Raw genomic sequence first — 26,070 nt, forward strand, 5'->3', positions numbered from 1 at the left:
CGACCAGGCGATGAGGCTGCCTAGCTGGCCCAATTGGGTCTGTGATCGAAGTAGACAACTCGTCTTGGGTCTTGCGAACCCACGCGCCCGTTTTCGGCGTCGTCTTCCTCACGCTCTGACCACGGTCAGATTGTTTGGGTGTTATATGGTCAAGCCTCACGGGCAATTAGTATCGGTTAGCTCAACGCCTCACAGCGCTTACACACCCGACCTATCAACGTCGTAGTCTTCGACGGCCCTTCAGGAAGCTCAAGGCTCCAGTGAGATCTCATCTTGAGGCAAGTTTCCCGCTTAGATGCTTTCAGCGGTTATCTCTTCCGAACATAGCTACCCGGCAATGCCACTGGCGTGACAACCGGAACACCAGAGGTTCGTCCACTCCGGTCCTCTCGTACTAGGAGCAGCCCCTCTCAAATCTCAAACGTCCACGGCAGATAGGGACCGAACTGTCTCACGACGTTCTAAACCCAGCTCGCGTACCACTTTAAATGGCGAACAGCCATACCCTTGGGACCGGCTTCAGCCCCAGGATGTGATGAGCCGACATCGAGGTGCCAAACACCGCCGTCGATATGAACTCTTGGGCGGTATCAGCCTGTTATCCCCGGAGTACCTTTTATCCGTTGAGCGATGGCCCTTCCATACAGAACCACCGGATCACTAAGACCTACTTTCGTACCTGCTCGACGTGTCTGTCTCGCAGTCAAGCGCGCTTTTGCCTTTATACTCTACGACCGATTTCCGACCGGTCTGAGCGCACCTTCGTACTCCTCCGTTACTCTTTAGGAGGAGACCGCCCCAGTCAAACTGCCCACCATACACTGTCCTCGATCCGGATAACGGACCAGAGTTAGAACCTCAAGATTGCCAGGGTGGTATTTCAAGGATGGCTCCACGCAGACTGGCGTCCACGCTTCAAAGCCTCCCACCTATCCTACACAAGCAAGCTCAAAGTCCAGTGCAAAGCTACAGTAAAGGTTCACGGGGTCTTTCCGTCTAGCCGCGGATACACTGCATCTTCACAGCGATTTCAATTTCACTGAGTCTCGGGTGGAGACAGCGCCGCCATCGTTACGCCATTCGTGCAGGTCGGAACTTACCCGACAAGGAATTTCGCTACCTTAGGACCGTTATAGTTACGGCCGCCGTTTACCGGGGCTTCGATCAAGAGCTTCGCTTGCGCTAACCCCATCAATTAACCTTCCGGCACCGGGCAGGCGTCACACCCTATACGTCCACTTTCGTGTTTGCAGAGTGCTGTGTTTTTAATAAACAGTCGCAGCGGCCTGGTATCTTCGACCGGCATGAGCTTACGGGGTAAACCCTTCACCCTCACCGGCGCACCTTCTCCCGAAGTTACGGTGCCATTTTGCCTAGTTCCTTCACCCGAGTTCTCTCAAGCGCCTTGGTATTCTCTACCCGACCACCTGTGTCGGTTTGGGGTACGGTTCCTAGTTACCTGAAGCTTAGAGGCTTTTCCTGGAAGCATGGCATCAACCACTTCTCCTTCTAAAAGAAGGATCGTCATCAGCTCTCGGCCTTAACTGTCCGGATTTACCTAAACAGTCAGCCTACCACCTTAAACTTGGACAACCAACGCCAAGCTGGCCTAGCCTTCTCCGTCCCCCCATCGCAGTAACTAGAAGTACGGGAATATTAACCCGTTTCCCATCGACTACGCCTTTCAGCCTCGCCTTAGGGACCGACTCACCCTGCGTCGATTAACGTTGCGCAGGAACCCTTGGTCTTTCGGCGTGCGAGTTTTTCACTCGCATTGTCGTTACTCATGTCAGCATTCGCACTTCTGATACCTCCAGCAAGCTTCTCAACTCACCTTCACAGGCTTACAGAACGCTCCTCTACCGCATCACCAAAGGTGATACCCGTAGCTTCGGTGCCTGGTTTGAGCCCCGTTACATCTTCCGCGCAGGCCGACTCGACTAGTGAGCTATTACGCTTTCTTTAAAGGGTGGCTGCTTCTAAGCCAACCTCCTAGCTGTCTAAGCCTTCCCACATCGTTTACCACTTAACCAGGACTTTGGGACCTTAGCTGACGGTCTGGGTTGTTTCCCTTTTCACGACGGACGTTAGCACCCGCCGTGTGTCTCCCATGCTCGGCACTTCTGGGTATTCGGAGTTTGCATCGGTTTGGTAAGTCGGGATGACCCCCTAGCCGAAACAGTGCTCTACCCCCCAGAGTGATACATGAGGCGCTACCTAAATAGCTTTCGAGGAGAACCAGCTATCTCCGAGCTTGATTAGCCTTTCACTCCGATCCACAAGTCATCCCCTGCCTTTTCAACGGAAGTGGGTTCGGTCCTCCAGTCAGTGTTACCTAACCTTCAACCTGCTCATGGATAGATCGCCCGGTTTCGGGTCTATTCCCAGCGACTAAACGCCCTATTAAGACTCGCTTTCGCTACGCCTCCCCTATTCGGTTAAGCTCGCCACTGAAAATAAGTCGCTGACCCATTATACAAAAGGTACGCAGTCACCTAACAAAGTAGGCTCCCACTGCTTGTACGCATACGGTTTCAGGTTCTATTTCACTCCCCTCTCCGGGGTTCTTTTCGCCTTTCCCTCACGGTACTGGTTCACTATCGGTCAGTCAGGAGTATTTAGCCTTGGAGGATGGTCCCCCCATATTCAGACAGGGTTTCTCGTGCCCCGTCCTACTCGATTTCATTGATAAGAGCGTTTCGCGTACAGGGCTATCACCCACTATGGCCGCCTTTTCCAAAGCGTTCCGCTACTCTCAAATCAACTTAAGGGCTGGTCCCCGTTCGCTCGCCACTACTAAGGGAATCTCGGTTGATTTCTTTTCCTCAGGGTACTTAGATGTTTCAGTTCCCCTGGTTCGCCTCTTAACCCTATGGATTCAGGTTAAGATACCTAGCTTATGCTAGGTGGGTTTCCCCATTCAGAGATCTCCGGGTCGCAGGTCATTTGCCACCTCACCGAAGCTTATCGCAGGCTATCACGTCTTTCATCGCCTCTGACTGCCAAGGCATCCACCGTATGCGCTTCTTCACTTGACCATATAACCCCAAGCAATCTCGCTGGCATCCAAGGACGCTACCGATCTGCAGGCGTTACATGAGTGAAGACGACATTTCGCCGAAAACTTGCGCTTGAGTTCGCAAGATTTTACCTTGACGACACTAACTGCCAGTGAAAACAGTTAATGCAGTCTACTTCTATCACTTTCCCAATTTTTTAAAGAACAGTTCTGATCAAAGACCAGACATCAGAGTTTGGGCTGCACCGGAAGGCGCATCAAACGCTCATGTCTGAGCTTTTCAAGCAATCGCGTTAGCGGTAGGTGGAGATGGTGGAGCCAAGGAGGATCGAACTCCTGACCTCCTGCGTGCAAGGCAGGCGCTCTCCCAGCTGAGCTATGGCCCCATCGATTGGTGGGTCTGGGCAGATTCGAACTGCCGACCTCACCCTTATCAGGGGTGCGCTCTAACCAACTGAGCTACAGACCCAATCGTCTTACCTTGAGTCTAACTAACTCAATTGCTCTTCTATCAGTGAATCAAGCAATTCGTGTGGGTGCTTGCCAGCAAGCTGACATCTTTCGATTAAGGAGGTGATCCAGCCGCAGGTTCCCCTACGGCTACCTTGTTACGACTTCACCCCAGTCATGAATCACTCCGTGGTAACCGTCCTCCCGAAGGTTAGACTAGCTACTTCTGGAGCAACCCACTCCCATGGTGTGACGGGCGGTGTGTACAAGGCCCGGGAACGTATTCACCGTGACGTTCTGATTCACGATTACTAGCGATTCCGACTTCACGCAGTCGAGTTGCAGACTGCGATCCGGACTACGATCGGTTTTATGGGATTAGCTCCACCTCGCGGCTTGGCAACCCTTTGTACCGACCATTGTAGCACGTGTGTAGCCCTGGCCGTAAGGGCCATGATGACTTGACGTCATCCCCACCTTCCTCCGGTTTGTCACCGGCAGTCTCCTTAGAGTGCCCACCATAACGTGCTGGTAACTAAGGACAAGGGTTGCGCTCGTTACGGGACTTAACCCAACATCTCACGACACGAGCTGACGACAGCCATGCAGCACCTGTGTCTGAGTTCCCGAAGGCACCAATCCATCTCTGGAAAGTTCTCAGCATGTCAAGGCCAGGTAAGGTTCTTCGCGTTGCTTCGAATTAAACCACATGCTCCACCGCTTGTGCGGGCCCCCGTCAATTCATTTGAGTTTTAACCTTGCGGCCGTACTCCCCAGGCGGTCAACTTAATGCGTTAGCTGCGCCACTAAGATCTCAAGGATCCCAACGGCTAGTTGACATCGTTTACGGCGTGGACTACCAGGGTATCTAATCCTGTTTGCTCCCCACGCTTTCGCACCTCAGTGTCAGTGTTAGTCCAGGTAGTCGCCTTCGCCACTGGTGTTCCTTCCAATATCTACGCATTTCACCGCTACACTGGAAATTCCACTACCCTCTACCACACTCTAGCCAGACAGTTTTGGATGCAGTTCCCAGGTTGAGCCCGGGGATTTCACATCCAACTTATCAAGCCACCTACGCGCGCTTTACGCCCAGTAATTCCGATTAACGCTTGCACCCTTCGTATTACCGCGGCTGCTGGCACGAAGTTAGCCGGTGCTTATTCTGTCGGTAACGTCAAAACTCACAGGTATTCGCTGTAAGCCCTTCCTCCCAACTTAAAGTGCTTTACGACCCGAGGGCCTTCTTCACACACGCGGCATGGCTGGATCAGGCTTTCGCCCATTGTCCAATATTCCCCACTGCTGCCTCCCGTAGGAGTCTGGACCGTGTCTCAGTTCCAGTGTGACTGATCATCCTCTCAGACCAGTTACGGATCGTCGCCTTGGTAGGCCTTTACCCTACCAACTAGCTAATCCGACCTAGGCTCATCTAATAGCGTGAGGTCCGAAGATCCCCCACTTTCTCCCGTAGGACGTATGCGGTATTAGCGTTCCTTTCGAAACGTTGTCCCCCACTACTAGGCAGATTCCTAGGCATTACTCACCCGTCCGCCGCTGAATCGAGGAGCAAGCTCCTCTCATCCGCTCGACTTGCATGTGTTAGGCCTGCCGCCAGCGTTCAATCTGAGCCATGATCAAACTCTTCAGTTAAGTAGACTGATCGGGTTTTGAGAAAACCCTAAACTTGGCTCAGCAATCGCAAAAAACTCATGAATTCACGAGTTACTTGTGTTGCTGATAATCTTGCGACATCAGACTTATCTCACAAGCACCCACACGAATTGCTTGATTCAACTTGTTAAAGAGCAGTTGGTTGCGACCGTGTCGCTAACCGAGGCGCGCATTCTACGCTGTCCTCACATCCTGTCAAGCGTTGATTTGAACTTTTCCGTTTCAACTCAACCACTTGCGCTTGCCTGACTGGTCTAGCCAATCTCGGCAGCGGGAGGCGAATCCTACAGCATCCTGAGACGCTGTCAACCCCCTCCGCTTCATCCCGTCATCACCCGGAGGTGAAGACCAAACAGCGAAGAATCCGTGGACCCCTCGCCCGGCTCAGACCTAAGTGCTTGATTTTCAAGCCGCTTCAGCGTCTGCGCTGGAAGTGGGGCGCATTATAGGGGAGTTTCAGGACAGGTCAACAGGTTATTTCAGATTTATTGCTGACGGACGCTGATGCGGGCAAAGGCCTTCTTGCCGGCCTGACATATATAGGTACGGCCGATCTCGAACAGGAAGCCACGATCGACCACCTCGCCATCCACCTTGACGCTCCCTGCCGCCAGCAGATCGCGAGCTGCCGCAGCGTTCTTCACCAGCCCGGCCTTGTTGAGGACGGCAGCGACCGGCAGCGCCGCATCGGTTTCCAGCTCGACTTCCGGCAGATCTTCCGGCAGCTCGCCATCCTTCATGCGGTTACCCGCGGAGCGGTGGGCGGTCTGGGCGGCTTCTTCCCCGTGGAAGCGGGCGACGATCTCTTCGGCGAGCTTGATCTTGATGTCGCGGGGATTGGCGCCCTGCTCCACATCGCTACGGAACTGGGCGATCTCTTCCAGGCTGCGGAAACTGAGCAGCTCGAAGTAGCGCCACATGAGGGTGTCGGGAATGGACACCAGCTTGTTGTACATGACCCCCGGCGCTTCCTGGATCCCAACGTAGTTGCCCAGGGACTTGGACATCTTCTTCACACCATCCAGACCTTCGAGCAGCGGCATGGTGAGGATGCACTGGGCTTCCTGGCCGTAGGCGCGCTGCAGTTCGCGGCCCATGAGCAGGTTGAATTTCTGGTCGGTACCACCCAGCTCGACATCGGCGCGCAGGGCAACGGAGTCATAGCCCTGAACCAGCGGATAGAGGAACTCATGGATGGCGATGGGCTGGTTGCCCGCGTAACGCTTGCTGAAGTCGTCGCGCTCGAGCATGCGCGCCACGGTGTACTGGGAAGACAGACGAATGAAGTCGGCCGGCGACAGCTGATCCATCCAGGTGGCATTGAAGGCCACTTCGGTACGCGCCGGATCAAGGATCTTGAATACCTGGGCCTTGTAGGTCTCGGCATTCTCCAGCACCTGCTCGCGGGTCAGTGGTGGGCGGGTGGCGCTCTTGCCACTGGGGTCGCCGATCATGCCGGTGAAGTCGCCGATCAGGAAGATGACCTGATGGCCCAGCTCCTGGAACTGGCGCAGCTTGTTGATCAGCACGGTGTGGCCGAGGTGCAGATCCGGAGCGGTCGGATCGAAGCCTGCCTTGATGCGCAACGGGGTGCCGCGCTCCAGTTTTGTTACAAGCTCTGACTCGACGAGTAGCTCATCTGCTCCACGCTTGATGACCGCCAGCTGCTCCTGGACCGTTTTCATGGGGCTTCGCCTCTGAATTTCGAAAGCGTGAACCTTATCAAGATGCCCCTAGTAGCCGCCAGCCGGCACGTCGGATCACCACCCCAAAGGGTTGTGACAGCCAGATTTTGATTATATTTTAGGCAGTTATTCACTTCTTTTAACGTCAGATCATCACTTTAGCTAAATGACGAAGCCAATCCCCAAAAGTCCGTTCTACCCCAAAAGCCACCTCGTGGCCGCCAGCGGGGTGGCCGCACTCTTGAGTCTGGCCTTGCTCGTGTTTCCCTCTCAGCAGGTCGAGGCGAAACGCACTTCCATCAATCTGGATGTTGAACAGGACGCCCGGCGCGTCGTGCAGGGTCAGGATGACCTGAAGGAGCAAGTGCTCGCAGATACTCAAGCCGCGGACACCCAGTCCCCCTCCCCCTTTGCCCAGGTAGCCCCGGAGCAGACGGAAGCCCAGACCGCCGAGGAAGCGCCTGCCGAAGAAGAAGTTGCCGCCACGGAACGCGTCGAGCCGCAGTGGAAGACCGAAACCGTGCGCAAGGGCGACACCCTCTCGACCCTGTTCGAGCGGGCCGGCCTTGCCGCTGCCGTGGTGCACGAGGTGCTGGCCAGCAGCAAGGAAGCCAAGAAGCTGACTCGCCTGCGGGTGGGCCAGAAGATCGAATTCCAGCGTGATACTTCGGGTGACCTGCTGGCGGTGCGCACCAAGCTCACCGCGTTGCAGACCCTGTCGCTGGTCAAGTCCGACCAGGGCTACGAGGTCGAGCACAAGACCGTCACCCCGGACATCCGCAAGGCCTATGCCCAGGGCCGGATCAGCAGTTCGCTGTTCGCCTCGGCGCAAAAGGCCGGGCTGTCCCATGACATGACCATGGCGCTGGCCACCATCTTCGGCTACGACATCGACTTCGCGCTGGACATCCAGGAGGGCGACGAATTCGAGGTGGTCTACGAGGACAAGGTGGTCAATGGCAAGCACGTCGGCTACGGCAATATCCTGGCCGCTCGCTTCGTCAACAAGGGCAAGGCCTACACGGCCGTGCGCTACACCGCCAAGAACGGCACCACCAACTACTACACGGCGGAAGGCGGCAGCATGCGCAAGGCCTTCATCCGTACCCCGGTGGAGTTCTCGCGGATCAGCTCGCGCTTCACCATGGGCCGCTTCCACCCGGTGCTGAACAAGATGCGCGCGCACAAGGGCGTCGACTATGCCGCTCCCACGGGTACGCCGATCCATGCTACCGGCGATGGCAAGATCGCCAAGTCCGGTCGCGAGAATGGCTACGGCAACGTGGTGATGATCCAGCACGGCAAGACCTACACCACCGTCTATGGCCACATGAGCCGGATCGCCAAGGGCATGCAGGCCGGTGCCTCGGTGAAGCAGGGCCAGGTGATCGGCTACGTGGGCATGACCGGCCTGGCGACTGGTCCGCACCTGCACTATGAGTTCCGCATCAACGGCAACCACGTCGATCCGCTCGGGGTGAAGCTGCCCATGGCCGATCCCATCGCCAAGAACGAGATCTCGCGTTTCCTGGCGCAGAGCCAGCCGCTCATGGCCCGCATGGACCAGGAGCGCGCTTCTCTGCTCGCGATGAACAAGCGCTGAGATGAAGCGCTACCTGGGGGTAATGTCCGGCACCAGTCTGGATGGACTGGATGTTGCCTTGATCGAACAGGACGAGCGGACCCGTTTCGTCGCCGCCCTGGGCGTGCCCATGCCGGACGCGCTACGCCAGGAGCTGCTGGCGCTGTGCGCGCCCGGCGACAACGAGATCGAGCGCATCGCCCGGGCCGAACAGGCCTGGGTCAGGCTGGCCGCCCGGGGTATCGCCGAGCTGCTGGCCCAGCAGGGACTGACCTCCGCGGATATCCGCGCCGTGGGCAGCCACGGCCAGACCATCCGCCATCTACCGGCACAGGGCTACACCCTGCAGATCGGCGATGCCGCCCTGCTGGCCGAGTTGAGCGGTATCGACGTGGTCGCCGACTTCCGCCGTCGCGACCTGGCCGCCGGGGGTCAGGGGGCACCCCTGGTCCCGGCCTTCCATGCCGATCTCTTCGGCCTGGAAGGCCCGCGTGCGGTACTCAATATCGGTGGCTTCAGCAACGTGACCCTGCTGGCGCCGGGTCTGCCCGTACGGGGCTTCGATTGCGGACCGGGCAATGTGCTGCTGGATGCCTGGATCCACCACAGTCAGGGGCGATTCTTCGATGCCGATGGCGCCTGGGCGGCGCAGGGGCAGGTCGTGCCGGCGCTGCTGCAACGGCTGCTGAGCGATCCCTTCTTCATGAAGAGCGGACCGAAGAGCACCGGGCGCGAGCACTTCAATCTGCCCTGGCTACAGGGACAGCTCGCCCAGCATGACGCGCTGGATCCGGCGGATGTCCAGGCCACCCTGGCCGAGCTGAGCGCTCGCAGCATCGCCGAGAGCATCCTGGCCGCCCAGGCGGTGGACGAGGTGCTGGTCTGTGGCGGCGGGGCGCACAACCGTGACCTGATGGCGCGTCTGGCCAGGCAGCTGGCGCCAGCCGTGGTGCAGAGCACCACGGCCTATGACGTCTCGCCGGACTGGATGGAAGCCATGGCCTTTGCCTGGCTGGCCCAGCGCTTCTGCGAGCGCCTGCCCGGCAACTGCCCGGAAGTCACCGGCGCCCGTGGCCTTCGCGTGCTGGGTGCGCTTTACCCGCACTAGCCAGCGCGCTGAGCCGAGGGGGTTGCCGGGTCAGATGGAGAAGGACTGACCACAGCCACAGGTGGTGGCAGCGTTGGGATTCTTGATGACGAAACGCGAGCCTTCCAGGCCTTCCTGGTAGTCCACCTCGGCGCCGGCCAGGTACTGGAAGCTCATGGGATCCACCACCAGGTGCACACCATCGCGCTCGATGACGGTGTCGTCGTCGGCGGAATCTTCGTCGAAGGTAAAGCCGTACTGGAAGCCCGAGCAGCCGCCACCCGTGACGAAGACGCGCAGCTTCAGGCGGGGATTGCCCTCTTCCTCGATCAGGTTCTTCACCTTGCTGGCCGCGCCCAGGGTGAACTGCAGGGGGGTCGGGGTGAAGGTTTCAATGGTCATTGCCGTAGTCTCCCGGCTTGCGCCGAACACAATTCAGTCAGGAAATTATCCGCTTGCCCGAGCAAAACGGTCAACTATTGCGCGACCATGGGCTGCCAGCCGAGACGACCGGAGTGAATGACTTGCCGGCAGCGCCACTCTAATATCGCGCCGCCCGATAAGGAGAACGCCCCGATGCTCTATCTTTGGTTGAAAGCCTTCCACCTGATTGCCCTGGTCTGCTGGTTCGCCGGCCTGTTCTATCTGCCGCGTCTGTTCGTCTATCACGCCCAGAGCAGCGACGCCGTGAGCCACGAGCGCTTCTGCCTGATGGAACGCAAGCTGTATCGCGGCATCATGCTGCCGGCGATGATCCTTACGCTGCTGTTCGGCATCGGCCTGCTGGTGATCAATCCGAGCTGGCTGACCCAGGGCTGGATGCACACCAAGCTGGCGCTGGTGGTGGTGCTGATCGGCTATCACCATGTCTGCGGCGCCATGCGCAAGAGATTCGAGCGTGGCGAGAACAAGCGCAGTCATGTGTTCTACCGCTGGTTCAACGAGGTGCCGGTACTGGTGCTTATCGCCATCGTCATTCTGGTGGTGGTCAAACCTTACTAGGTGCGCGGCAGATCCGCCGGCGACCGGCGTTTTCCTGGAGAAAGCAGTATGCAGCGTTATGCCCTGGTAACCGGTGCCTCGTGCGGGATCGGTCTGGCCCTGGCCGAGGCCCTGGCGCGGCGGGGTCAGCCGCTGATCCTGCTGGCGCGGCGCAAGGACAAGCTGGAGAGCATCGCCGCCGAACTGGCCCAGCGCTTCGACGTGGAGGTACTGTACCGGGTCTGCGACCTGGCGGAGCCGCTGCACCTGACCGGTCTGCTGCACGAGCTGGAGCAGAGCGAGAGAGCCATCGGCCTGCTGGTCAATTGCGCCGGGATCGGCAGCGGCGGGGATTTTCTCGCCGCCGACTGGCCGCGGGTGCAGGAGCAACTGGAGCTGAACATCCTGGCGCTCACCCGCCTGTGCCATGCCCTGGGCCAGCACATGGCGATCCAGGGTGGCGGTCAGATTCTCAATGTCGCCTCGACCGCGGCCTTCCAGCCCATTCCCTACATGAGCAGCTATGCGGCGACCAAGGCCTATGTGCTGCACTTCTCCGAGGGCCTGCGCGAAGAGCTCAAGAAGCGCGGCGTGTCGGTGTCGGTGCTCTGCCCCGGGCCGACCCGTACCTCCTTCTTCAAGAATGCCGGGCTGCACACCGGGCGCATGGAGCAAGGCAAGCTGCTGATGTCCGCCGAGGAGGTAGCCCTGGCCGCGGTGCGCGGGTTGGAAAGGCGCCAGGCGGTGATCGTCCCGGGCTGGCGCAATCGCCTGGGAAGCCTGTTGCCGCGCTTCTTCCCCCGCGCCCTGGTGCGTTCGGCCGCGGTGCGGGTCGGCAAACTCTTTCAACCCGCGTAAGGGTGATCCCGCCAGTCGAACCTGCCGGTGGGCGGTAGCCGCTGGTACACTCAAGGTCTATTCAGCCAGCAGGAGATCGACGTGGATTGTCTGTTCTGCAAGATCGTCGCCGGGGACATTCCGGCCAAGGTGCTCTACGAGGATGATCAGGTCATGGCCTTCCATGACATCGCCCCGCAGGCGCCCGTGCACTTTCTGGTCATCCCCAAGAAGCACATCGCGACCCTGCACGACCTCAGCGAGGCCGATGACAAGCAGCTCGCCGGCCATATCCTCTTCACCGCCCAGCGCCTGGCGCAGGAGCAGGGCTGCGAAGAAGGCTTCCGCGTCGCGATGAATTGCAACGCCCTGGGTGGCCAGACGGTCTATCACATCCATATGCATGTGCTGGGCAAGCGGCAGATGACCTGGCCTCCGGGCTGAGCCACGTTCTCTCCTCCCTTCGCCCGCCAAGGAGATCACCTTGAGATCCAAGCGCCTCTACTCCCCACTCGATCGACTGCTGATCCAGGCCGATACCGCTCTGCGTACCCTGACGCCCTTCAGTGGCGCTCCCACGCGCAGCTCGCCGGCCATTCCACTCAAGGATGCCGAGCTGAGCGACGAGGAACGCCGTCACGCGGCCGGCCTCATGCGCATCAACCACACCGGCGAGGTCTGCGCCCAGGCGCTGTACCAGGGTCAGGCGCTGACTGCCAAGTTGCCGGAAGTCAGGGAGGAAATGGAGCGTTCGGCAGACGAAGAGATTGATCACCTGGCTTGGTGCGAGCAGCGCATCCGTGCCCTGGGTGAGCGTCCCAGCCTGCTCAACCCGCTGTTCTATGGCCTGTCCTTCGGGATCGGCGCCGGTGCCGGACTGATCAGCGATCGCCTGAGTCTGGGCTTCGTCGCCGCCACCGAGGATCAGGTCTGCCGCCATCTGGACGAGCACCTGGACACGCTGCCGGCAGCCGACGCCAAGTCCCGTGCAGTGCTGGAACAGATGCGTATCGACGAGGAGCAACACGCCGAGCACGCTCTGGCGGCCGGTGGCTGGCGCTTTCCCACGCCGGTCAAATACGGCATGAGCCTGGTGTCCAAGGTGATGACCAAGACCACCTACCGCATCTGACCTGCGGTTGGCGCCCACGAAAAGCCCTGCCTCGGCAGGGCTTTTTGCTGTCTGCAACGCTAGATATCGAAGAAGACGGTTTCCTGCGGACCCTGCAGATGGATGTCGAAGCGATAGGCCAGGCGGCCATCGATTTCGCAACGGCGCGCCAGCAGGGTGGGGCGGCGCTCCGGCTCCGGCAGGTTGTAGACCGGACAGCGGGCGTTGGCCTCGGCTTCATCGTCGAAGTAGAGGCGGGTCTGCAGGTGGATGTTGATGCCGCGGGCGAACAGGGTGACGTTGATGTGCGGCGCCATGGGCTGGCCGCGCTGGTCGGCGACCTGGCCGGGCTTGATGGTGTGCAGCGTCCAGTCACCGGCGTCGAAGGTGGTGGCGGTGCGACCGAAGCCGTTGAAGGCCTTTTCCACGTCGTAGACCGGGTCGTACTGACCCTCATGGTCGGCCTGCCAGAACTCCAGGAAGGAATCGCGCACCAGGTTGCCGTTGCCGTCAAACACCTGGCCGGTGAGCAGGATGTGCTCGCCAGGAGCATCGGGCCTGGCCAGCTCGTTCCAGATCTCGACCGCGCGGGTGGGATTGCCGGCGGCGGCCAGAGCCAGGCCGATATGCACATAGGGGCCGGCGGTCTGGGAGGGGGTTTCCGGTAGCAGGTCGTGGCGGTTGGGGATCATGTCGGCGTCCTCAATGATGTTCGAAGAACGTCTGCCGCGCGCCGCGGGTGACGATGTCGAAGCGATAGGCCAGGCAGTCCATGGGATTGGCCATGCTCATGTCCAGGCGGGCGATGAGGGTCTGCACCGCGGCGGGATCGGCAATGGACTTGACGATGGGGCACAGAGGGATCAGCGGATCGCCTTCGAAATAGAGCTGGGTGATCAGCCGGGTGGCGATGGCCGGCCCCATGACCGAGACATGGATGTGCGCCGGACGCCAGTCGTTGCTGCCGTTGCGCCAGGGATAGGGACCCGGGCGGACGGTGCGGAAGACATAGTTGCCCTGGCTGTCGGTACGGGTGCGGCCGACGCCACCGAAGTTGGGATCGAGCGGCGCCAGGTAGACATCGTTCTTGTGCCGGTAGCGGCCGCCAGCGTTGGCCTGCCAGATCTCCACCAGGGAATTGGGCACCGGCTTGCCGAATTGGTCACGCAGGGTGCCGAACAGGATGATGCGTTCGCCCTGGGGCAACTGACCGGTGCCGAAGTTGAGCAGCAGGTCGTTGTCGTGCGGCCCGAGCGGCAGCCGCGAGAAGTCCGGGCCGCTGCGCTCGGACGCGGTCTGGTGCTGCAGACTGACCAGCGCCTGGCGCGGTGAGCGGGGAATCGAGGATTTGTAGGCGGGCGTATAGGCCTGGGGATGCCAGGTGCGATCACGGGCGACGTAGCGAACGTCGTGGGGCTTGTTATGCATTGGAATGCTCCACGGAAGGATCGGGGCCAAGACTGGCTGATCCCAGTGTGGCCCAGGTCGCCGCCTGGCTGAATTGAAAGCTGCGCCCTGACCCATAACCTAATGGTTAAGGATCAAGTCGCCGGCCACCTCGCGCAGGACGTCGCAGAATCTCTGGGTGGCCAGCGACAGGGACACGCTGCCATTGCGGCAGATGCCGACCGAGCCGCCGGCTTCGCGGACGCCAAGCTCCACCTCGATCAGCTCGCCGCTGGCCAGGTCGCGACGCACCGCATCCCGCGGAGCGATCCACAGGGCCTCGCTCTGGCGGACATACTGGCGGCTGAGGGTCGGCGACAGAGTTTCCAGCCGCTGGGGACTGAGTGGGATACCGCATTGCACGAAGAGACTCTCGGCGTGGCGGCGGATGGTGGTACCGGGCAACGGCAGCACCAGGGGATAGCGCGCCAGGGTCGCCAGATCCGCCGGCAGCGCCTCGTTCAGCGGATGCCCCGGACGGACCACCAGGGTCAGGGCCTCGGTATAGAGGTGCTCGAAGTCGAGGCCGTGGATGTCGGGGCTGTCGGTCATGCGACCGACCACCAGATCCAGATCGCCGACTCGCAGCTGACCCAGCAGGTAGGCGCTGGGGCCGGTGGCGACGTTGACGATCAATTGCCGGTGCCGCTCGTGCAGCCGCGCCAGGACCTCGGGCAGCACCTGGCTTTCCACCGTCGACAGGACCCCGACCCGTACCAGGCCACCGGCCTCGCCGCCGCGCACCAGCTCCATTCCCTCACGCAGGGCCTGGACGCAGGGACCGGCATGGCGCAGGAACAGCAGGCCGGCTTCGGTGAGGGTCACCTCGCCCTTGCCACGCTCGAACAGGCGCACCTCGAGAATCTCCTCGAGTTCGCGGATGGTCTTGGAAATGGCCGGCTGGGATACAGCGATGGCATCGGCCGCCTTGGCGAAGCTGCGCTGCTGGGCGATCTCCAGGAAACACAGCAGATGCCGGAATTTGATGCGGTTGTCGAGATTCATGACGCTCTCAAGGCAAGGCTCGGGCCAGAGACTACCACCCGGCGGTCGTGGAAAACCCTTGGAGTCAGCAGGGGCATCCTTTGCTACAGTGCCGCCTTCTCTTCCGGAATCTCTCCATGTCGATCCGTGCCCAGCAGAAGCTGCAAACGCGCCAGGCGCTGCTGGAATCGGCGCGCCTGCTGATGAACAGCGGCCGCGGCTTCGGCAGTCTCAGCCTGCGCGAGGTGAGTCGCCAGGCCGGCATCGTCCCGGCGGGCTTCTATCGCCACTTCAGCGACATGGAAACCTTCGGCCTGGCCCTGGTGGCCGAGGTGGGCGACACCTTCCGCGACGCCCTGCGCCAGGTGCGTCATCACGAATTGCAGCAGCGCGGCATGATCGAGGCCTCGGTGGAGATCTTTCTCGGCGCCGTGAGCGACAACCGCGATCAGTTCCTCTTTCTCGCCCGTGAGCAATACGGCGGCTCCCAGGCCGTGCGCCAGGCCATTGCCGAGTTGCGCCAGCGCATCACCCAGGACCTGGCCCGCGACCTGCTCGCCCTGGGTCGGCTGCCCCATCTGAGTCCGTCGCAGATCGATGTCCTGGCCGACCTGGTGGTGAAGACGGTATTCGCCACCCTGCCGGAGCTGATCGATCCGCCGCCGCTGACCACACCGCCACCGCTGTGGCCGGCGGCGAAGATGGTGCAGCAACTCAAGCTGATCCTGATCGGTAGCAAGCACTGGCGGCGCGGCGAGCGCACCAATGCCCCAAAGGAGGGCGTCGCCCTGCTAGCCGATGCAATGGCGCACCAAATAAGAGCAACCTGATCGCCAGGTCAACTTTCAGCGCCCCAGAACCAGGCGACTTGCGCGCCTTGGCAGGCCCCTTGCTGTAGAGCTGGGCAAAACTGCCAAGAGTCCTGCCATGCTGGTCGTCCAAAGCCGCTGCGCACCCCGGGATACCTGGGACGCCGAACTCCACCTCACCTACGACGCCCGCAGCAAGAGTCGCCTGAGAGCCACCACCAGCGCTGGCGAAGACGTCGGCCTGTTCCTCGAACGCGGACAACCGCCGCTGGCCGATGGCGACTGTCTGGAAGCCCGCGATGGCCGCATCGTGCGCATCGTCGCCCGGCCGGAAAAACTGCTGCATGTGACCTGCGCCAGCGCCTTCGAACTGACCCGCGCCGCCTACCACCTGGGCAATCGCCACGTCGCCCTGCAGATCGGTGACGGCTGGCTGCGGCTGCTGGACGACTATGTGCTCAAGGCCATGCTGGAGCAGCTCGGCGCCCGGGTCAGCGAGATCGAGGCCGGCTTCCAGCCCGAGCACGGCGCCTACGGCGGCGGTCACCATCACTCGCGCCATGGCGAGGAAGGTTTCAACTACGCACCCAAGCTGCACCACTTCGGCGTGCGCACGTGAATTCGCCCTTCGCCCTGCTGCGCCTGGCCAGTCCCCAGCTGCCGATTGGCGGCTACAGCTATTCCCAGGGACTGGAACTGGCCATCGACAGCGGCCTGATCCGCAGCGCGGTGGAGGCCGAGACTTGGCTGCGTGACAGCCTCGAACTCAATCTCGCCCGCTTCGAGGCGCCGCTGCTGCTGGCCCATTGCCAAGCCGCCGCGGAGGGCGACTGGACTCGCCTGGGCGCACTGGCCGAGCGTCACCGTGCCAGTCGCGAGACCGCGGAATTCCAGCTGGAAAGTCGCCAGACCGGCTATTCCCTGGCGCAGCTGCTGCTCGGACTGCCGGAGCTGGATGACGCCAGCCGCCGTCTGCTCGGCGAGCTGGCCCCGACCTTCGCCCTGGGTTGGGCGCTGGCCGCCCGGGCCTGGGCCATCGCCCCCCGGGCCGCCCTGGACGCCTGGCTGTGGACCTGGCTGGAAAATCAGCTGGCGGTACTGATGAAAACCCTGCCGCTGGGCCAGCAAGCCGCCCAGCGCCTCACCTCCCTTCTGCTGCCGACCCTGACCGCCGTGGCCGAGCACGCCGCGGCCCTGCCCGAAGCGACCTGGGGCGGCGCCCCCTTCGGCCTGGCCCTCAGCAGCATGGCCCACGAGCGGCAGTACAGCCGCCTGTTCCGTTCCTAGGAGATCTCCTGATGACTACCCAACCCCTGCGCGTCGGTATCGGCGGACCGGTCGGCTCCGGCAAGACCGCCCTCACCCTGGCCCTCTGCCGCGCCCTGCGCGAGCGCTACAACCTGGCGGTGGTGACCAACGACATCTACACCCGCGAGGACGCCGATTTTCTGGTGCGCAACGAAGCCCTGGCGCCCGAGCGTATCCTGGGCGTGGAGACCGGCGGCTGTCCGCACACCGCCATCCGCGAAGACGCCTCCATCAACCTGGAAGCGGTGAATCAGCTCAACCGCCGCTTTCCCGGCCTGGACCTGATCCTGGTGGAGTCCGGCGGCGACAACCTGTCCGCCACCTTCAGCCCGGAGCTGTCCGACCTGACCCTCTACGTCATCGACGTCTCGGCCGGCGACAAGCTGCCGCGCAAGGGTGGCCCCGGCATCTGCAAGTCGGATCTGCTGGTGATCAACAAGATCGACCTGGCGGAGCAGGTCGGCGCCTCCCTGGAGGTGATGGATCGCGACACCCGCAAGATGCGCGGCGACAAGCCCTTCGTCTTCAGCAATCAGAAGACCGGTGTGGGCCTGGAAGAGATCATCGCCTTCATCGAGAAGCAGGGTCTGCTGACCGCCGCCTAGGAACCTGCTCACGACCTCGCGAGCTAGAGACAAACAAGGCGAAAAGGCCTGAGGAAGCGGAGTTTACAAATGGTAAATGAGCATTCCGAAGGACTTTTCAACGCCGTTTGGCCGACGCGCAGCAGGTCGTGAGCAGGTTATGAGTCCAGGATTTCATCACTCAAGGAGCCCCCATGAAACACGCCAAGATCCTCGCCACCGCCGCCCTGCTGCTCGCCCCGGCCCTGGCCTTTGCCCATCCGGGTCATGCCGAGAATGGCCTGGCCGCCGGGGTGCTGCACCCCCTGACCGGTCTCGACCACCTGCTGGCCATGCTCGCCGTGGGTCTCTGGGCCGCCCAGCAGCAGGGCAAGGCGCGCCTGGCGCTGCCCTGCACCTTTGTCGGCACCATGCTGATCGGCGGCCTGCTGGGCTTCACCGGGCTGGAGCTGCCCTTGCTCGAGACCGGCATCGCCGCCTCGGTGCTGGCGCTGGGCCTGCTGGTGGCCCTGGCCGCCCGTCCGCCGGTGGCCGCCGCCGTCGGCCTGACCGCCGCCTTCGCGCTGTTCCATGGCGTGGCCCATGGTCTGGAGCTGCCGGAGATGGGCAATCCCTGGGCCTATGCCCTGGGCTTCGTCGCCGCCACCGCCACCCTGCATGGCCTGGGCTATGCCGTGGTGCGCTACCTGCCCCAGGCGGCCACGCCGCTGGTGCGACTGGCCGGCGTCGCCACCGCTGTGGCCGGGGGCTGGCTGCTCGCCGCCTGATCCGTCAGGCGATCCCCAGTTGCTGGCGCAGTCGCGCCAGCACACCCTCTTCCGCCACCGCCGGCAACTGCGCGGTATAGCCGCCAAAGCCGGCGAAGCGTGTGGCGAAATCCACCTCGAGCACGAATCTGTTGTCGAACTGCGGCGAGGCCAGGGGTGCCAGCACCTCGGCTGAATAGGTGTCGCGCGGATCGCTGCCCAGCCGCACCGGCAGGTCGCCGCTCTGCTGCCGATAGGCGACCCAGGGCGAATAGGTGAAGGCCTCCAGCCGGCCCCGCGCCAGGTCCAGTTCCAGCAGGCGCAGCAGGCCGTTGCCGCCGGCGTATTCGGTCTGGTAGTTGATCAGCAGCAGATCCACCGGATGGCCCAGGTCATTGGTCAGCCGCAGATGACCGCTGCCGTGGTTGTGGCCGTTGAGGGTCAGGAAGATCTGGTCGTTGCGGCGGATCAGCCGATTCCATAGCCGCACCCCGGTGTCGTTGCGCCGGGTGGAGAGCACGGCCTGGCCGTTCACCAGATCGACGATGTTGTGCGAGGCCAGGATGGTCGGCAGGTGCGGATAGCGATTCAGCATGCCCTGAGCCCAGTCCAGACTCTGGTCCGAGGGACACCAGTCCAGGGTCAGCAGCAGGAAGCCCTGCCCCAGTGCCGAGAAACGATGGGCCTCGTTGAGGCCGGTGACATCGCGTTCGATGAAGGTGGACTGGCGCGCCGCCCGCTCGCGGCCGAAGTACTGGGTGAAGAGTTCGCGACCGTCACGCAGGCGATCCTCGGTGTAGAGCTCGACGACATCATGGTCGCCGGTCATGACGCTGTAGGGCACCCCGGCCTGCTCCAGCCGTGCCATGGCGTGACTGGCCAGGGCCCATTCGCCACGCTGCTCGGCGTTTTCCACCAGATCGCCCAGGTGCACCACGAACGGCAGGTTCAGCGCCGCAGCGTTGTGCGCCAGCCAATGGGTCTGGGCATGAAAGGCCAGTGCCGGCGGATAGCCCAGGTGCCCATAGCGCTCCACCCGCCGGCCATTGGGCAGCATCTCGTGGTTGTTCTCGCTGTAGTACTGGGTATCCGGCAGGACACCGAGCAGGAAGCTGCTGCGCGACGGCAGCGGCGCCAGCGGCGCGAAGGTATGCCGTTCGAACCAGAGTGCGCGGTGTTCCGGCAGGCGGTAGCGCTGGGTGGGCTTGCAGGCGGCCAGCAGCGGCAGACCGGCCAGCGCCAGGCACAGCCGGCGACGTTTGAAATCGGGTGAATCGGTCATCACAGCGGCCTCAGGGCAGGTAGTAGGCCTGCCAGCGGTTGTCGTTGAAGCGGCCTTCCAATACCGGTCGGCGGTTGGCCAGCGGAGTGCCGGCCAGGGCCGCCTGGCTGTCGGCGTCGAGCAGCACATAGGCGGGTCGGGCGACCTGGGCGAGCTGCGCCGCCTGGCCGATATCGAGGAAGGTCGGCAAGGGCACGTCGTAATCCAGATTCATCAGGTAGCGAAAGGCCTTGGTGTCCTGGCCCAGGCCAAGGAACACCAGTTGCCCGGGCTCCCCCTGGCGCAGGCTTTCCAAACGGGTGACGAAGGCGCGGGTGTCGTAGCGCAGCGCCTGCATCGGATCCAGTGCCAGCACCACCAGCAGCCATTGCGCCAGGGCTGCCGCGGCCAGGGGCATGCCCAGGCGGAAGGCGCCGCGCTCGCGCCAGGCGGCCACCAGGGCGAACAGCGTCAGGATGGCGAAGGCGCCCAGCAGGAAGCGCAGATCCAGTTCAGGCCACCAGCCCGCGGCCTGCAGCTTGGGCTGCTGCAGCTTGACCAGCACCCCGAGCACCAGCGGAAAGATCACCAGCAGCGGCAGGAACAGCCGCCGTACCCAGGCCAGGGCACCCTGCCCCTGCAGCAGCACCCAGGCGCCGAGGGCGGCGCAGGCCGGGATGGCCGGCAGGATGTAATAGGGCTTCTTGAAGGTGGGTATCGACAGGGCCACCAGGATCAGCGTGGCGAAGCCGGCCAGCTGGAGCAGCAGGCGGCTGTCCGCCTGGGTCTGGCGCAGCCGCCAGTGGTGCCTCAGCGTCAGCAAGGCCAGCAGTGCCAGGGGAAAGGCCGGCGCATAGCGATAGAGCCCCAGTTGCAGGAAGTACCACCAGGGATAGCCGGCACCGTCGGTGTCGTCCAGCCGCCCGGAAACCTGCATGCGCAGCACGTCTTCGACGAAGGCCGGGCCGCCGGTACGCCAGGCCAGGCCGAACAGCAGGGCGCAGCACAGCGCCAGCACCACGGCGCCCACCAGCCCGTAGCCAAAGCTGCGCCGCCAGTCACCTTGCACCAGCCAGTAGACGCAGACCACGCCACAGGGCTCGATCAACCCCAGCGGTCCGCGCACGGCGAAGCCGGCGGCCATGCACAGGAACACCAGGGCGCGCCGCCGGGACAGGCCGCGCTGGTCGGCGCTCCACAGCAGATAGAAGCAGCCCAGCGCCGCCAGGGTGACGAACTGATCGAGGCAGATCGAACGGGCCTTGGCCAGGAAACCGTTGGTGAGCAGCAGCACCAGCACCGCCAGCAGGCCCCAGGCGCGGGACCGCTCGGCCAGCAGGCGATAGAGCAGCCCGACGATGGCCGCCGAGGCCAGCGCGGTGGGAATCACTGTGGCCAGGCGATTGACCTCGCCGAACAGCTGGGCGAAGACGTCTATCAGCAGCGTCGAAGTGGCGGGATAGTCCGGATAGGGCTGTCCGTAGCTGGTCGGGAAGGCACTGGCCCCGTGGCGAAACATCTCCTGGGCGAAGAGTGCGAAGCGGCCGTCGAAGCCAATGAAGGGCTGCTCCCACAGCCCCAGGGTGAACAGGGGCACCGCCAGCAGACACAGCGCCAGACTTTCCAGGCGCAGGCGCGCCAGACTCGGGATGGACGACACGCGGCAGGACTCCGGCAGGCTGGGAAGGACGGGCTCGCGCCTCGGCGCCACTATCGCCGAACAACCTTAGGGATCGCTGAAACCAGGCTGACGGCAGGCTGACAGGAACCCCATGACAGAGCGGTTCGGCGATGAGGCGGTCGCGACTATGCTGATGAATTGAAGATTTTTCATGACAGCTGCATCCAAAGCGCCGGCTGCCGGGTATAGCCCCTACAGTCCAACCGACTGTGCCCCCTCTCAATCCGGAGCAAGCGCATGAACAACACCTCCAGCCGTTGCAGCATCCTGGTCCTGACCGCCCTGCTGAGCACCCCGCTGCTGGCCCAGGGCGAGTTGCCCGAGGCCGTCCGCGTGCCCGCCGGCAACAGCCTGATGCTGGAAACCGTGGGCAAGGGCACCATCGTCTACGAATGCCGCGACAAGAAGGACATGCCCGGCCAGACCGAGTGGTTCTTTGTCGGCCCCAAGGCCGACCTGCATGATCGCCAGGGCAAGCAGGTGGGGCGCTACTACGGTCCGCCCGCGACCTGGGAAGCAAGCGATGGCTCCAAGGTGGTCGGCAAGCAACTGGCCGTCGCTCCCGCCGGCGCCGGCAACCTGCCCTATCAGCTGGTGGAGGCCGCGCCCGCCGAAGGCAAGGGCGCCTTCCAGGGCACCACCTACATCCAGCGCACCGCGCTCAAGGGTGGCGTCGCGCCGGCGAAGGCCTGCACCTCGGCCAACAAGGGCGAACAGCAGACCGTGAACTACCAGGCCGACTATCTCTTCTGGAAGAAGGGCTGAGGTCCGGGGGACAGCCAGGAGCGGATCGGCTAGGCTCGGCTGATCCGGTCGCCACCCTGGCGTCCCCAGCCTGGCGCGCGCCCTCGTGACCGAACGTTCCCCCGATCCAGCCACCCTGCTCGCCGCCTGTGCCCGGGGCGAGCGCGCCGCCCTGCAGCGCCTCTATCAGAACGAGGCGCCGCTGTTGCTGGGTATCGTCCTGCGCCTGGTGCGCGATCGCGGGCTGGCCGAGGACATCCTCCACGATGCCTTTCTGCGCATCTGGCGCGGCGCCGCCGGGTTCGCCCCGGAGCGCGGTTCGGCGCGTGGCTGGATGTGCAGCGTGGCCCGCAACCTGGCGCTCAACGCCTTGCGCGATCGGCAGCGCCTCGTGCCCCTGGCGGACAGCTGGGAACCCCTGGCCGAGTCTGCCGATCCGGCGCGAGAGGCCGACGGCCGCCGCCTGGAGGGCTGCCTGCAGAACCTGGAAGCACCGCGGCGGGAGGCCATCCTGGCCGCCTACCTGGACGGCTGCTCCCATGGCGAGATCGCCCAGCGCCTGCAGGCACCCCTGGGTACGGTGAAGAGCTGGATCACGCGTGGTCTCAAGGCGCTCAGGGAGTGCATGACATGAACAGCGACGCCACCCTGCCCCCGGACGAAGAACGCGAACGCCTGGCCGGCGAATACGTGCTCGGTACCCTGGACGCCGAAGAGCGTCGTCGCGTGGAGTCTGCGCTGGCGACGGACGCCCTGCTGGCCGCCGCCGTGGCGCGCTGGGAGGCGCGCCTGCAGCCGCTGGCCGAGCGGGTGCCACCCGTCGAGCCCGGCGCGAACCTCTGGCCGCGCATCGAGCGCAGTCTGGGTGAGGCCGACACCCGGGTCGTCATCCGGCGCGAGTCGCTGTGGCAACGGCTGGCGCTCTGGCAGGGTCTGAGTGCGGCAGGGCTGGCCGCCAGTCTGGTGCTCGCGGTGCTGCTACTGCTGCGCCCGGTACCCACGCCAAGCTACCTGGTGGTGCTGGCGGCGCCCAGCGATCGCACGCCCGGCTGGGTGATCCAGACTGCCAGCGCCCATGACCTGCAGTTGATTCCGCTGGGGCGCGATGCCGTGCCGAGCGGCAAGACCCTGCAATTCTGGACCAAGGCCGATGCCTGGCAGGGCCCGGTATCTCTGGGTCTGGTCCAGCCTGGGCGTACTCTGCAGGTACCGCTGGACCGGCTGCCGCCGCTGGAAGCCAACCAGTTGTTCGAACTCACCCTGGAAGACCAGGGCGGCTCGCCCACCGGCCGACCCACCGGGCCGATCCAGTTCATCGGCCGGGCAGTGAAGGTGCTCTAGCGAGCGCCCTTAACTCTGGCGGTGGATGTTGAAGTTGTTGAACGCCTGGCAGGTCGCCATCAACTGGATGCGGTTGATGTTGACGTGTCTGGGCTGGTTCAGCGTCCAGTGGATGGATTCGGCGATGTCGTCCGGCGTCAGGGGCTCGGTGCCGGCATAGACGGCATCGGCCTTGGCCTTGTCGCCACCGAAGCGCACCACCGAGAACTCGCTTTCCGACAGCCCGGGCTCGATGTTGGTCACCCGCACCCCGGTACCGAGCAGGTCGGATCTCAGGCTCAGGCTGAACTGCTTGAGGAAGGCCTTGGTGGCGCCATAGACGTGGCTGCCCGGATAGGGATAGTCACCCGCGACCGAGCCCAGGTTGACGATGCCGGCGCCGGCGCCATGGGCGATCAGTCGCGGCAACAGCAGACGGGTGCAATAGAGCATGCCCTTGATGTTGGTATCGACCATGGTGTCCCAGTCGTCCAGGTCGCAGCTCTGCGCCGGCGTGTTGCCCAGCGCCAGACCGGCATTGTTGACCAGGGCGCGCAACTGGTTGAATTCCTCCGGCAGGCCGGCGACCGCCGCTTCCACGGCCGCGCGATCCTGGACGTCCAGCACCAGCGGCAGCACCTTGGCCTGGCCGGACAGTTCCTCGGCCAGGGCGTGCAGGCGATCCTCGCGGCGGCCGGTGATGACGATCGACCAGCCGTCCTTGGCGAAGCGGCGAGCGGTGGCGGCGCCGAAGCCGGAGGTGGCGCCGGTGATGAAGATCGAAGACATGAAAGATTCCTTCTGCGAGGGAGTTTGGCCGAGGCCCACGATAGCTCAGGGTCATTGGTCAGGCGAATACTCAGATCACCGGGAATCCAGCAGATCAGTTATAACGCCTTGGAATTGCACGGTTTTCCGCGCATTGGCGAATTTTTGAACAGTTTCCGCCAGGCCAGGTGCGCCGGGCCTCACGCCCGGCTATGCCAAGCTTATCCACAGGACGATCCACGGAATTCCTGTACAGAACTCGGACCGGGCTTCAGGTGGATAAGTCCGCGCGTACCAGCCAAGCGGGCGGCTCGGCCGGCGCCAGTCCGGTGCAGGCCGCCTCGACACAGGCGGCGAGGCCGGCGAAGCGCAGCTCGCGACCGGTAAGGCCCGGGCCGTAGTGGGCGAACTTGCCGGAATTGGTCAGCAGGGTACGGGCCGCGGGCGGCACCAGGGGCTCGCCGAGCATGCACCAGCAGGTGTCCCCTACCAGCTGGGCGCCGAAGGCTTCCAGCTCGGCCAGGCTACCGGCCCGTTCGGCCGCGGCGCGCACGTCTCGCCCCAGGGTGATCACCAGGGCCACCGCGGGATGCCGCTGCCGGCCGCGGCAGAGCTCGGCCAGGCGCTGGCATTCCTCGGCGGTAAAATGTGGATTGCCCAGGGCCACCAGCTGCACCTCGCGCGCAGCGGCGCTGTCCAGTTCGGCCCAGGCCTGGCGCAGGTCCGCCAGATCTATGTCCTCGACCTCCAGCTCGGGCGCCGCGACCGCGGCCAGGATCGGCGCCTCGGGCGTCACCCCGACCAGATGGAACAGCGGCGCCGCCGAGGTGGTGGCGAAGGCGGCGCCAAAGGCCTTGAGATCGTCGCGGCTGGGCTGGGCCTGTTCCAGCCCGAGCACCGCGGGGATCCGGGTGGGCGAACGCAGGCCGATGCAGTAGCCGAGCAGCGGATAGAAGGCGTCGTCATGGCCCTCGGGTACGCTGATCCGGAAGACCTTGCCCGCGCGGCGGCCGCTGTCCAGATGGCAGCCGGCTAGGGGTGCTCGACCGGTCAGGGCGGTGCAGATATCGAGGAAGTCGGCGTACTTCTGGGTGCGCGCCCCCAGCACGCTGTTGGCGAAGACCACGGCATTGGATTCGGCCCAGACCACCTGCTCGCCCAGGGTCGGAGCGCTGTCCAGCAGATAGGGCGCACAGGTGAAGGTGGGACGGCAGCCCAGGGCCACATAGGCCTCGGCCAGGGCGCTGGCCGGTTCGCCCAACGCTGGCGCCACGCCCTGCGCACGCCAGCGACGCTGATCCACCGATACCGCATTGAGGCTGGTGGGCACCCGTACCCGACCGCCCCACTCCACCAGGCGCTGGGCGAAGGCCAGGCTGGCCGGGCCGGTGTAGATGCAGCCGTCGATATGGGCCTGGGTGATGTCGAGCAATTCGCGAGCGCCCTGCAGGTGCGCCATGCGCACCAGGATCTTCATCGCCGCCTGCACGGCCTGGCCCTCGGCGCCCGCCAGCTTGGCTCGGTCGGTCGCGCTGAGCTGCAAAGCGGCAGGGGCTTCGGTAGCGGTGCCGGGAAAGCGCTCTCCGGGCGCGCCGACCCAGCCATCGTTTACCGCGATCTCCTCCTGCCCGGCGAGGGCCGCGAAGGCCTCGGCGCCCAGGCTGACGACCGGCAGGGAGCAACCGAAGAGTTCTTCCGCGACGATGGCACCCAGGCTGAGGATCTCGTCCGGCTCGGCCAGCAGCAAGGCTGCCGGCCCGCGGCCCGCCAGCAACAGCTCCAGCAGCACGGCGCTGCCGGTGCAGGAACCACGACCGCTGGGAATGGCGAGGATGCGTCCGGCCAGTTCCAGGCCGTGCAGGGGATGATGGCGATCGATCACCTTGCCGCTGGCCGGATCGACGCCACCCCAGAAACTCAGACCCAGGGGCGCCCAGGCCAGGCGTCCCCGGGCCTGGCCCGCGACCAGACAGCGACCGCGGACCGCCGCCAC

24 protein-coding genes, 2 tRNA genes and 2 rRNA genes are annotated in these 26,070 nt (G+C 63.6%); 14 read left to right on the top strand and 14 right to left on the bottom strand.

Annotated elements, in window-relative coordinates:
* Positions 1-145: 145 nt before the first annotated feature.
* The 6 genes from QE444_RS00005 to QE444_RS23450 all read right to left on the bottom strand — a co-directional run bounded on the left by QE444_RS00005 (position 146) and on the right by QE444_RS23450 (position 7,210).
* Positions 146-3,038, bottom strand: a 23S ribosomal RNA gene (locus QE444_RS00005).
* Between the two features lie 291 nt (positions 3,039-3,329).
* Positions 3,330-3,405: transfer RNA gene (locus QE444_RS00010), tRNA-Ala, on the bottom strand.
* A 6-nt stretch (positions 3,406-3,411) separates the two neighbouring features.
* A tRNA-Ile gene (locus QE444_RS00015) sits at positions 3,412-3,488 on the bottom strand.
* 97 nt (positions 3,489-3,585) lie between these two features.
* A 16S ribosomal RNA gene (locus QE444_RS00020) occupies positions 3,586-5,122 on the bottom strand.
* Together the 16S and 23S rRNA genes with 2 tRNA genes alongside form the textbook arrangement of a ribosomal RNA operon.
* Before the next feature lie 506 nt (positions 5,123-5,628).
* On the bottom strand, positions 5,629-6,828 hold the full coding sequence (gene tyrS / locus QE444_RS00025) for a tyrosine--tRNA ligase (protein WP_208693709.1): 1,200 nt from the start codon (positions 6,826-6,828) through the stop codon (positions 5,629-5,631).
* Between the two features lie 145 nt (positions 6,829-6,973).
* On the bottom strand, positions 6,974-7,210 hold the full coding sequence (locus tag QE444_RS23450) for a hypothetical protein (protein WP_231500985.1): 237 nt from the start codon (positions 7,208-7,210) through the stop codon (positions 6,974-6,976).
* On the opposite strand from QE444_RS23450, the gene QE444_RS00030 reads away from it, so the two are divergent.
* Complete coding sequence (locus QE444_RS00030; RefSeq protein ID WP_285389237.1) at positions 7,193-8,431, top strand: peptidoglycan DD-metalloendopeptidase family protein; 1,239 nt, start codon at positions 7,193-7,195, stop codon at positions 8,429-8,431. The two genes, QE444_RS23450 and QE444_RS00030, sit on opposite strands and share 18 nt — an antisense overlap.
* Position 8,432: 1 nt before the next feature.
* Positions 8,433-9,518 carry an anhydro-N-acetylmuramic acid kinase gene (locus QE444_RS00035; protein WP_285389239.1) on the top strand — a complete coding sequence of 362 codons (1,086 nt, stop codon included), beginning with the start codon at positions 8,433-8,435 and terminating at the stop codon, positions 9,516-9,518.
* Between the two features lie 30 nt (positions 9,519-9,548).
* Here the strand turns inward: QE444_RS00035 and erpA are convergent, their stop codons facing one another.
* Positions 9,549-9,899 (bottom strand): iron-sulfur cluster insertion protein ErpA, encoded by a 351-nt coding sequence (gene erpA / locus QE444_RS00040; RefSeq protein ID WP_007162616.1) that lies wholly within the window; start codon positions 9,897-9,899, stop codon positions 9,549-9,551.
* A gap of 174 nt (positions 9,900-10,073) precedes the next feature.
* On the opposite strand from erpA, the gene hemJ reads away from it, so the two are divergent.
* The 4 genes from hemJ to coq7 all read left to right on the top strand — a co-directional run bounded on the left by hemJ (position 10,074) and on the right by coq7 (position 12,447).
* Complete coding sequence (gene hemJ, locus QE444_RS00045) at positions 10,074-10,499, top strand: protoporphyrinogen oxidase HemJ (protein ID WP_058792657.1); 426 nt, start codon at positions 10,074-10,076, stop codon at positions 10,497-10,499.
* Positions 10,500-10,547: 48 nt separating this feature from the next.
* Positions 10,548-11,336 (top strand): SDR family oxidoreductase, encoded by a 789-nt coding sequence (locus QE444_RS00050; protein ID WP_285389243.1) that lies wholly within the window; start codon positions 10,548-10,550, stop codon positions 11,334-11,336.
* Positions 11,337-11,417: 81 nt separating this feature from the next.
* Positions 11,418-11,759, top strand: a complete 342-nt coding sequence (locus tag QE444_RS00055; RefSeq protein ID WP_017642985.1) for a histidine triad nucleotide-binding protein — start codon at positions 11,418-11,420, stop codon at positions 11,757-11,759.
* A gap of 40 nt (positions 11,760-11,799) precedes the next feature.
* Complete coding sequence (gene coq7 / locus QE444_RS00060) at positions 11,800-12,447, top strand: 2-polyprenyl-3-methyl-6-methoxy-1,4-benzoquinone monooxygenase (RefSeq protein ID WP_187980448.1); 648 nt, start codon at positions 11,800-11,802, stop codon at positions 12,445-12,447.
* A 59-nt stretch (positions 12,448-12,506) separates the two neighbouring features.
* On the opposite strand, the gene pcaG is transcribed toward coq7, so the two are convergent.
* The 3 genes from pcaG to pcaQ all read right to left on the bottom strand — a co-directional run bounded on the left by pcaG (position 12,507) and on the right by pcaQ (position 14,877).
* A complete protein-coding gene (pcaG, locus tag QE444_RS00065; protein ID WP_158893737.1) occupies positions 12,507-13,118 on the bottom strand; it encodes a protocatechuate 3,4-dioxygenase subunit alpha in 612 nt (203 codons plus the stop codon).
* Positions 13,119-13,128: 10 nt separating this feature from the next.
* Positions 13,129-13,854 carry a protocatechuate 3,4-dioxygenase subunit beta gene (pcaH, locus tag QE444_RS00070; RefSeq protein WP_285389251.1) on the bottom strand — a complete coding sequence of 242 codons (726 nt, stop codon included), beginning with the start codon at positions 13,852-13,854 and terminating at the stop codon, positions 13,129-13,131.
* 99 nt (positions 13,855-13,953) lie between these two features.
* The gene (pcaQ, locus tag QE444_RS00075) at positions 13,954-14,877 is read right to left on the bottom strand and encodes a pca operon transcription factor PcaQ (protein ID WP_285389254.1); all 924 of its coding nucleotides are present in this window, start codon (positions 14,875-14,877) and stop codon (positions 13,954-13,956) included.
* A gap of 116 nt (positions 14,878-14,993) precedes the next feature.
* Here pcaQ and QE444_RS00080 point away from each other — a divergent pair, with 116 nt between their 5' ends.
* The 5 genes from QE444_RS00080 (at position 14,994) to QE444_RS00100 (ending at position 18,324) form a co-directional block, all read left to right on the top strand.
* The gene (locus tag QE444_RS00080; protein ID WP_187980450.1) at positions 14,994-15,686 is read left to right on the top strand and encodes a TetR family transcriptional regulator; all 693 of its coding nucleotides are present in this window, start codon (positions 14,994-14,996) and stop codon (positions 15,684-15,686) included.
* Between the two features lie 97 nt (positions 15,687-15,783).
* Positions 15,784-16,284 (top strand): urease accessory protein UreE, encoded by a 501-nt coding sequence (ureE, locus tag QE444_RS00085; RefSeq protein ID WP_187980451.1) that lies wholly within the window; start codon positions 15,784-15,786, stop codon positions 16,282-16,284.
* Positions 16,281-16,952: an urease accessory protein UreF gene (locus QE444_RS00090; RefSeq protein ID WP_187980452.1), complete on the top strand. Its 672-nt coding sequence runs from the start codon at positions 16,281-16,283 to the stop codon at positions 16,950-16,952. The genes ureE and QE444_RS00090 overlap by 4 nt, the downstream gene beginning before the upstream one ends.
* An 11-nt stretch (positions 16,953-16,963) precedes the next feature.
* Positions 16,964-17,578, top strand: coding sequence for an urease accessory protein UreG (gene ureG, locus QE444_RS00095; RefSeq protein WP_285389259.1), 615 nt, complete (start codon positions 16,964-16,966; stop codon positions 17,576-17,578).
* A 173-nt stretch (positions 17,579-17,751) separates the two neighbouring features.
* Positions 17,752-18,324, top strand: a complete 573-nt coding sequence (locus QE444_RS00100; protein ID WP_187980454.1) for a HupE/UreJ family protein — start codon at positions 17,752-17,754, stop codon at positions 18,322-18,324.
* Positions 18,325-18,328: 4 nt separating this feature from the next.
* On the opposite strand, the gene QE444_RS00105 is transcribed toward QE444_RS00100, so the two are convergent.
* Positions 18,329-19,585, bottom strand: a complete 1,257-nt coding sequence (locus QE444_RS00105; RefSeq protein WP_273861274.1) for a metallophosphoesterase — start codon at positions 19,583-19,585, stop codon at positions 18,329-18,331.
* A gap of 10 nt (positions 19,586-19,595) precedes the next feature.
* Positions 19,596-21,224, bottom strand: a complete 1,629-nt coding sequence (locus tag QE444_RS00110) for a glycosyltransferase family 39 protein (RefSeq protein ID WP_285389265.1) — start codon at positions 21,222-21,224, stop codon at positions 19,596-19,598.
* 258 nt (positions 21,225-21,482) lie between these two features.
* Here QE444_RS00110 and QE444_RS00115 point away from each other — a divergent pair, with 258 nt between their 5' ends.
* From QE444_RS00115 to QE444_RS00125, 3 genes are all read left to right on the top strand, one after another.
* Entirely contained in the window at positions 21,483-22,010 is a 528-nt protein-coding gene (locus QE444_RS00115) for a DUF3455 domain-containing protein (RefSeq protein WP_187980457.1), read from the top strand.
* An 85-nt stretch (positions 22,011-22,095) separates the two neighbouring features.
* Positions 22,096-22,623: a sigma-70 family RNA polymerase sigma factor gene (locus QE444_RS00120; RefSeq protein ID WP_187980458.1), complete on the top strand. Its 528-nt coding sequence runs from the start codon at positions 22,096-22,098 to the stop codon at positions 22,621-22,623.
* Positions 22,620-23,330 (top strand): anti-sigma factor domain-containing protein, encoded by a 711-nt coding sequence (locus QE444_RS00125; protein ID WP_133863058.1) that lies wholly within the window; start codon positions 22,620-22,622, stop codon positions 23,328-23,330. Before QE444_RS00120 ends, QE444_RS00125 begins: the two co-directional genes overlap by 4 nt.
* 9 nt (positions 23,331-23,339) lie before the next feature.
* On the opposite strand, the gene QE444_RS00130 is transcribed toward QE444_RS00125, so the two are convergent.
* Entirely contained in the window at positions 23,340-24,098 is a 759-nt protein-coding gene (locus tag QE444_RS00130) for an SDR family oxidoreductase (protein WP_158893757.1), read from the bottom strand.
* Positions 24,099-24,348: 250 nt separating this feature from the next.
* Positions 24,349-26,070, bottom strand: a complete 1,722-nt coding sequence (locus QE444_RS00135; RefSeq protein ID WP_285389269.1) for an aconitase family protein — start codon at positions 26,068-26,070, stop codon at positions 24,349-24,351.

It is taken from the genome of Pseudomonas sp. SORGH_AS_0199, assembly GCF_031453735.1.
GTDB classification, from domain to species: domain Bacteria; phylum Pseudomonadota; class Gammaproteobacteria; order Pseudomonadales; family Pseudomonadaceae; genus Chryseomonas; species Chryseomonas aestiva.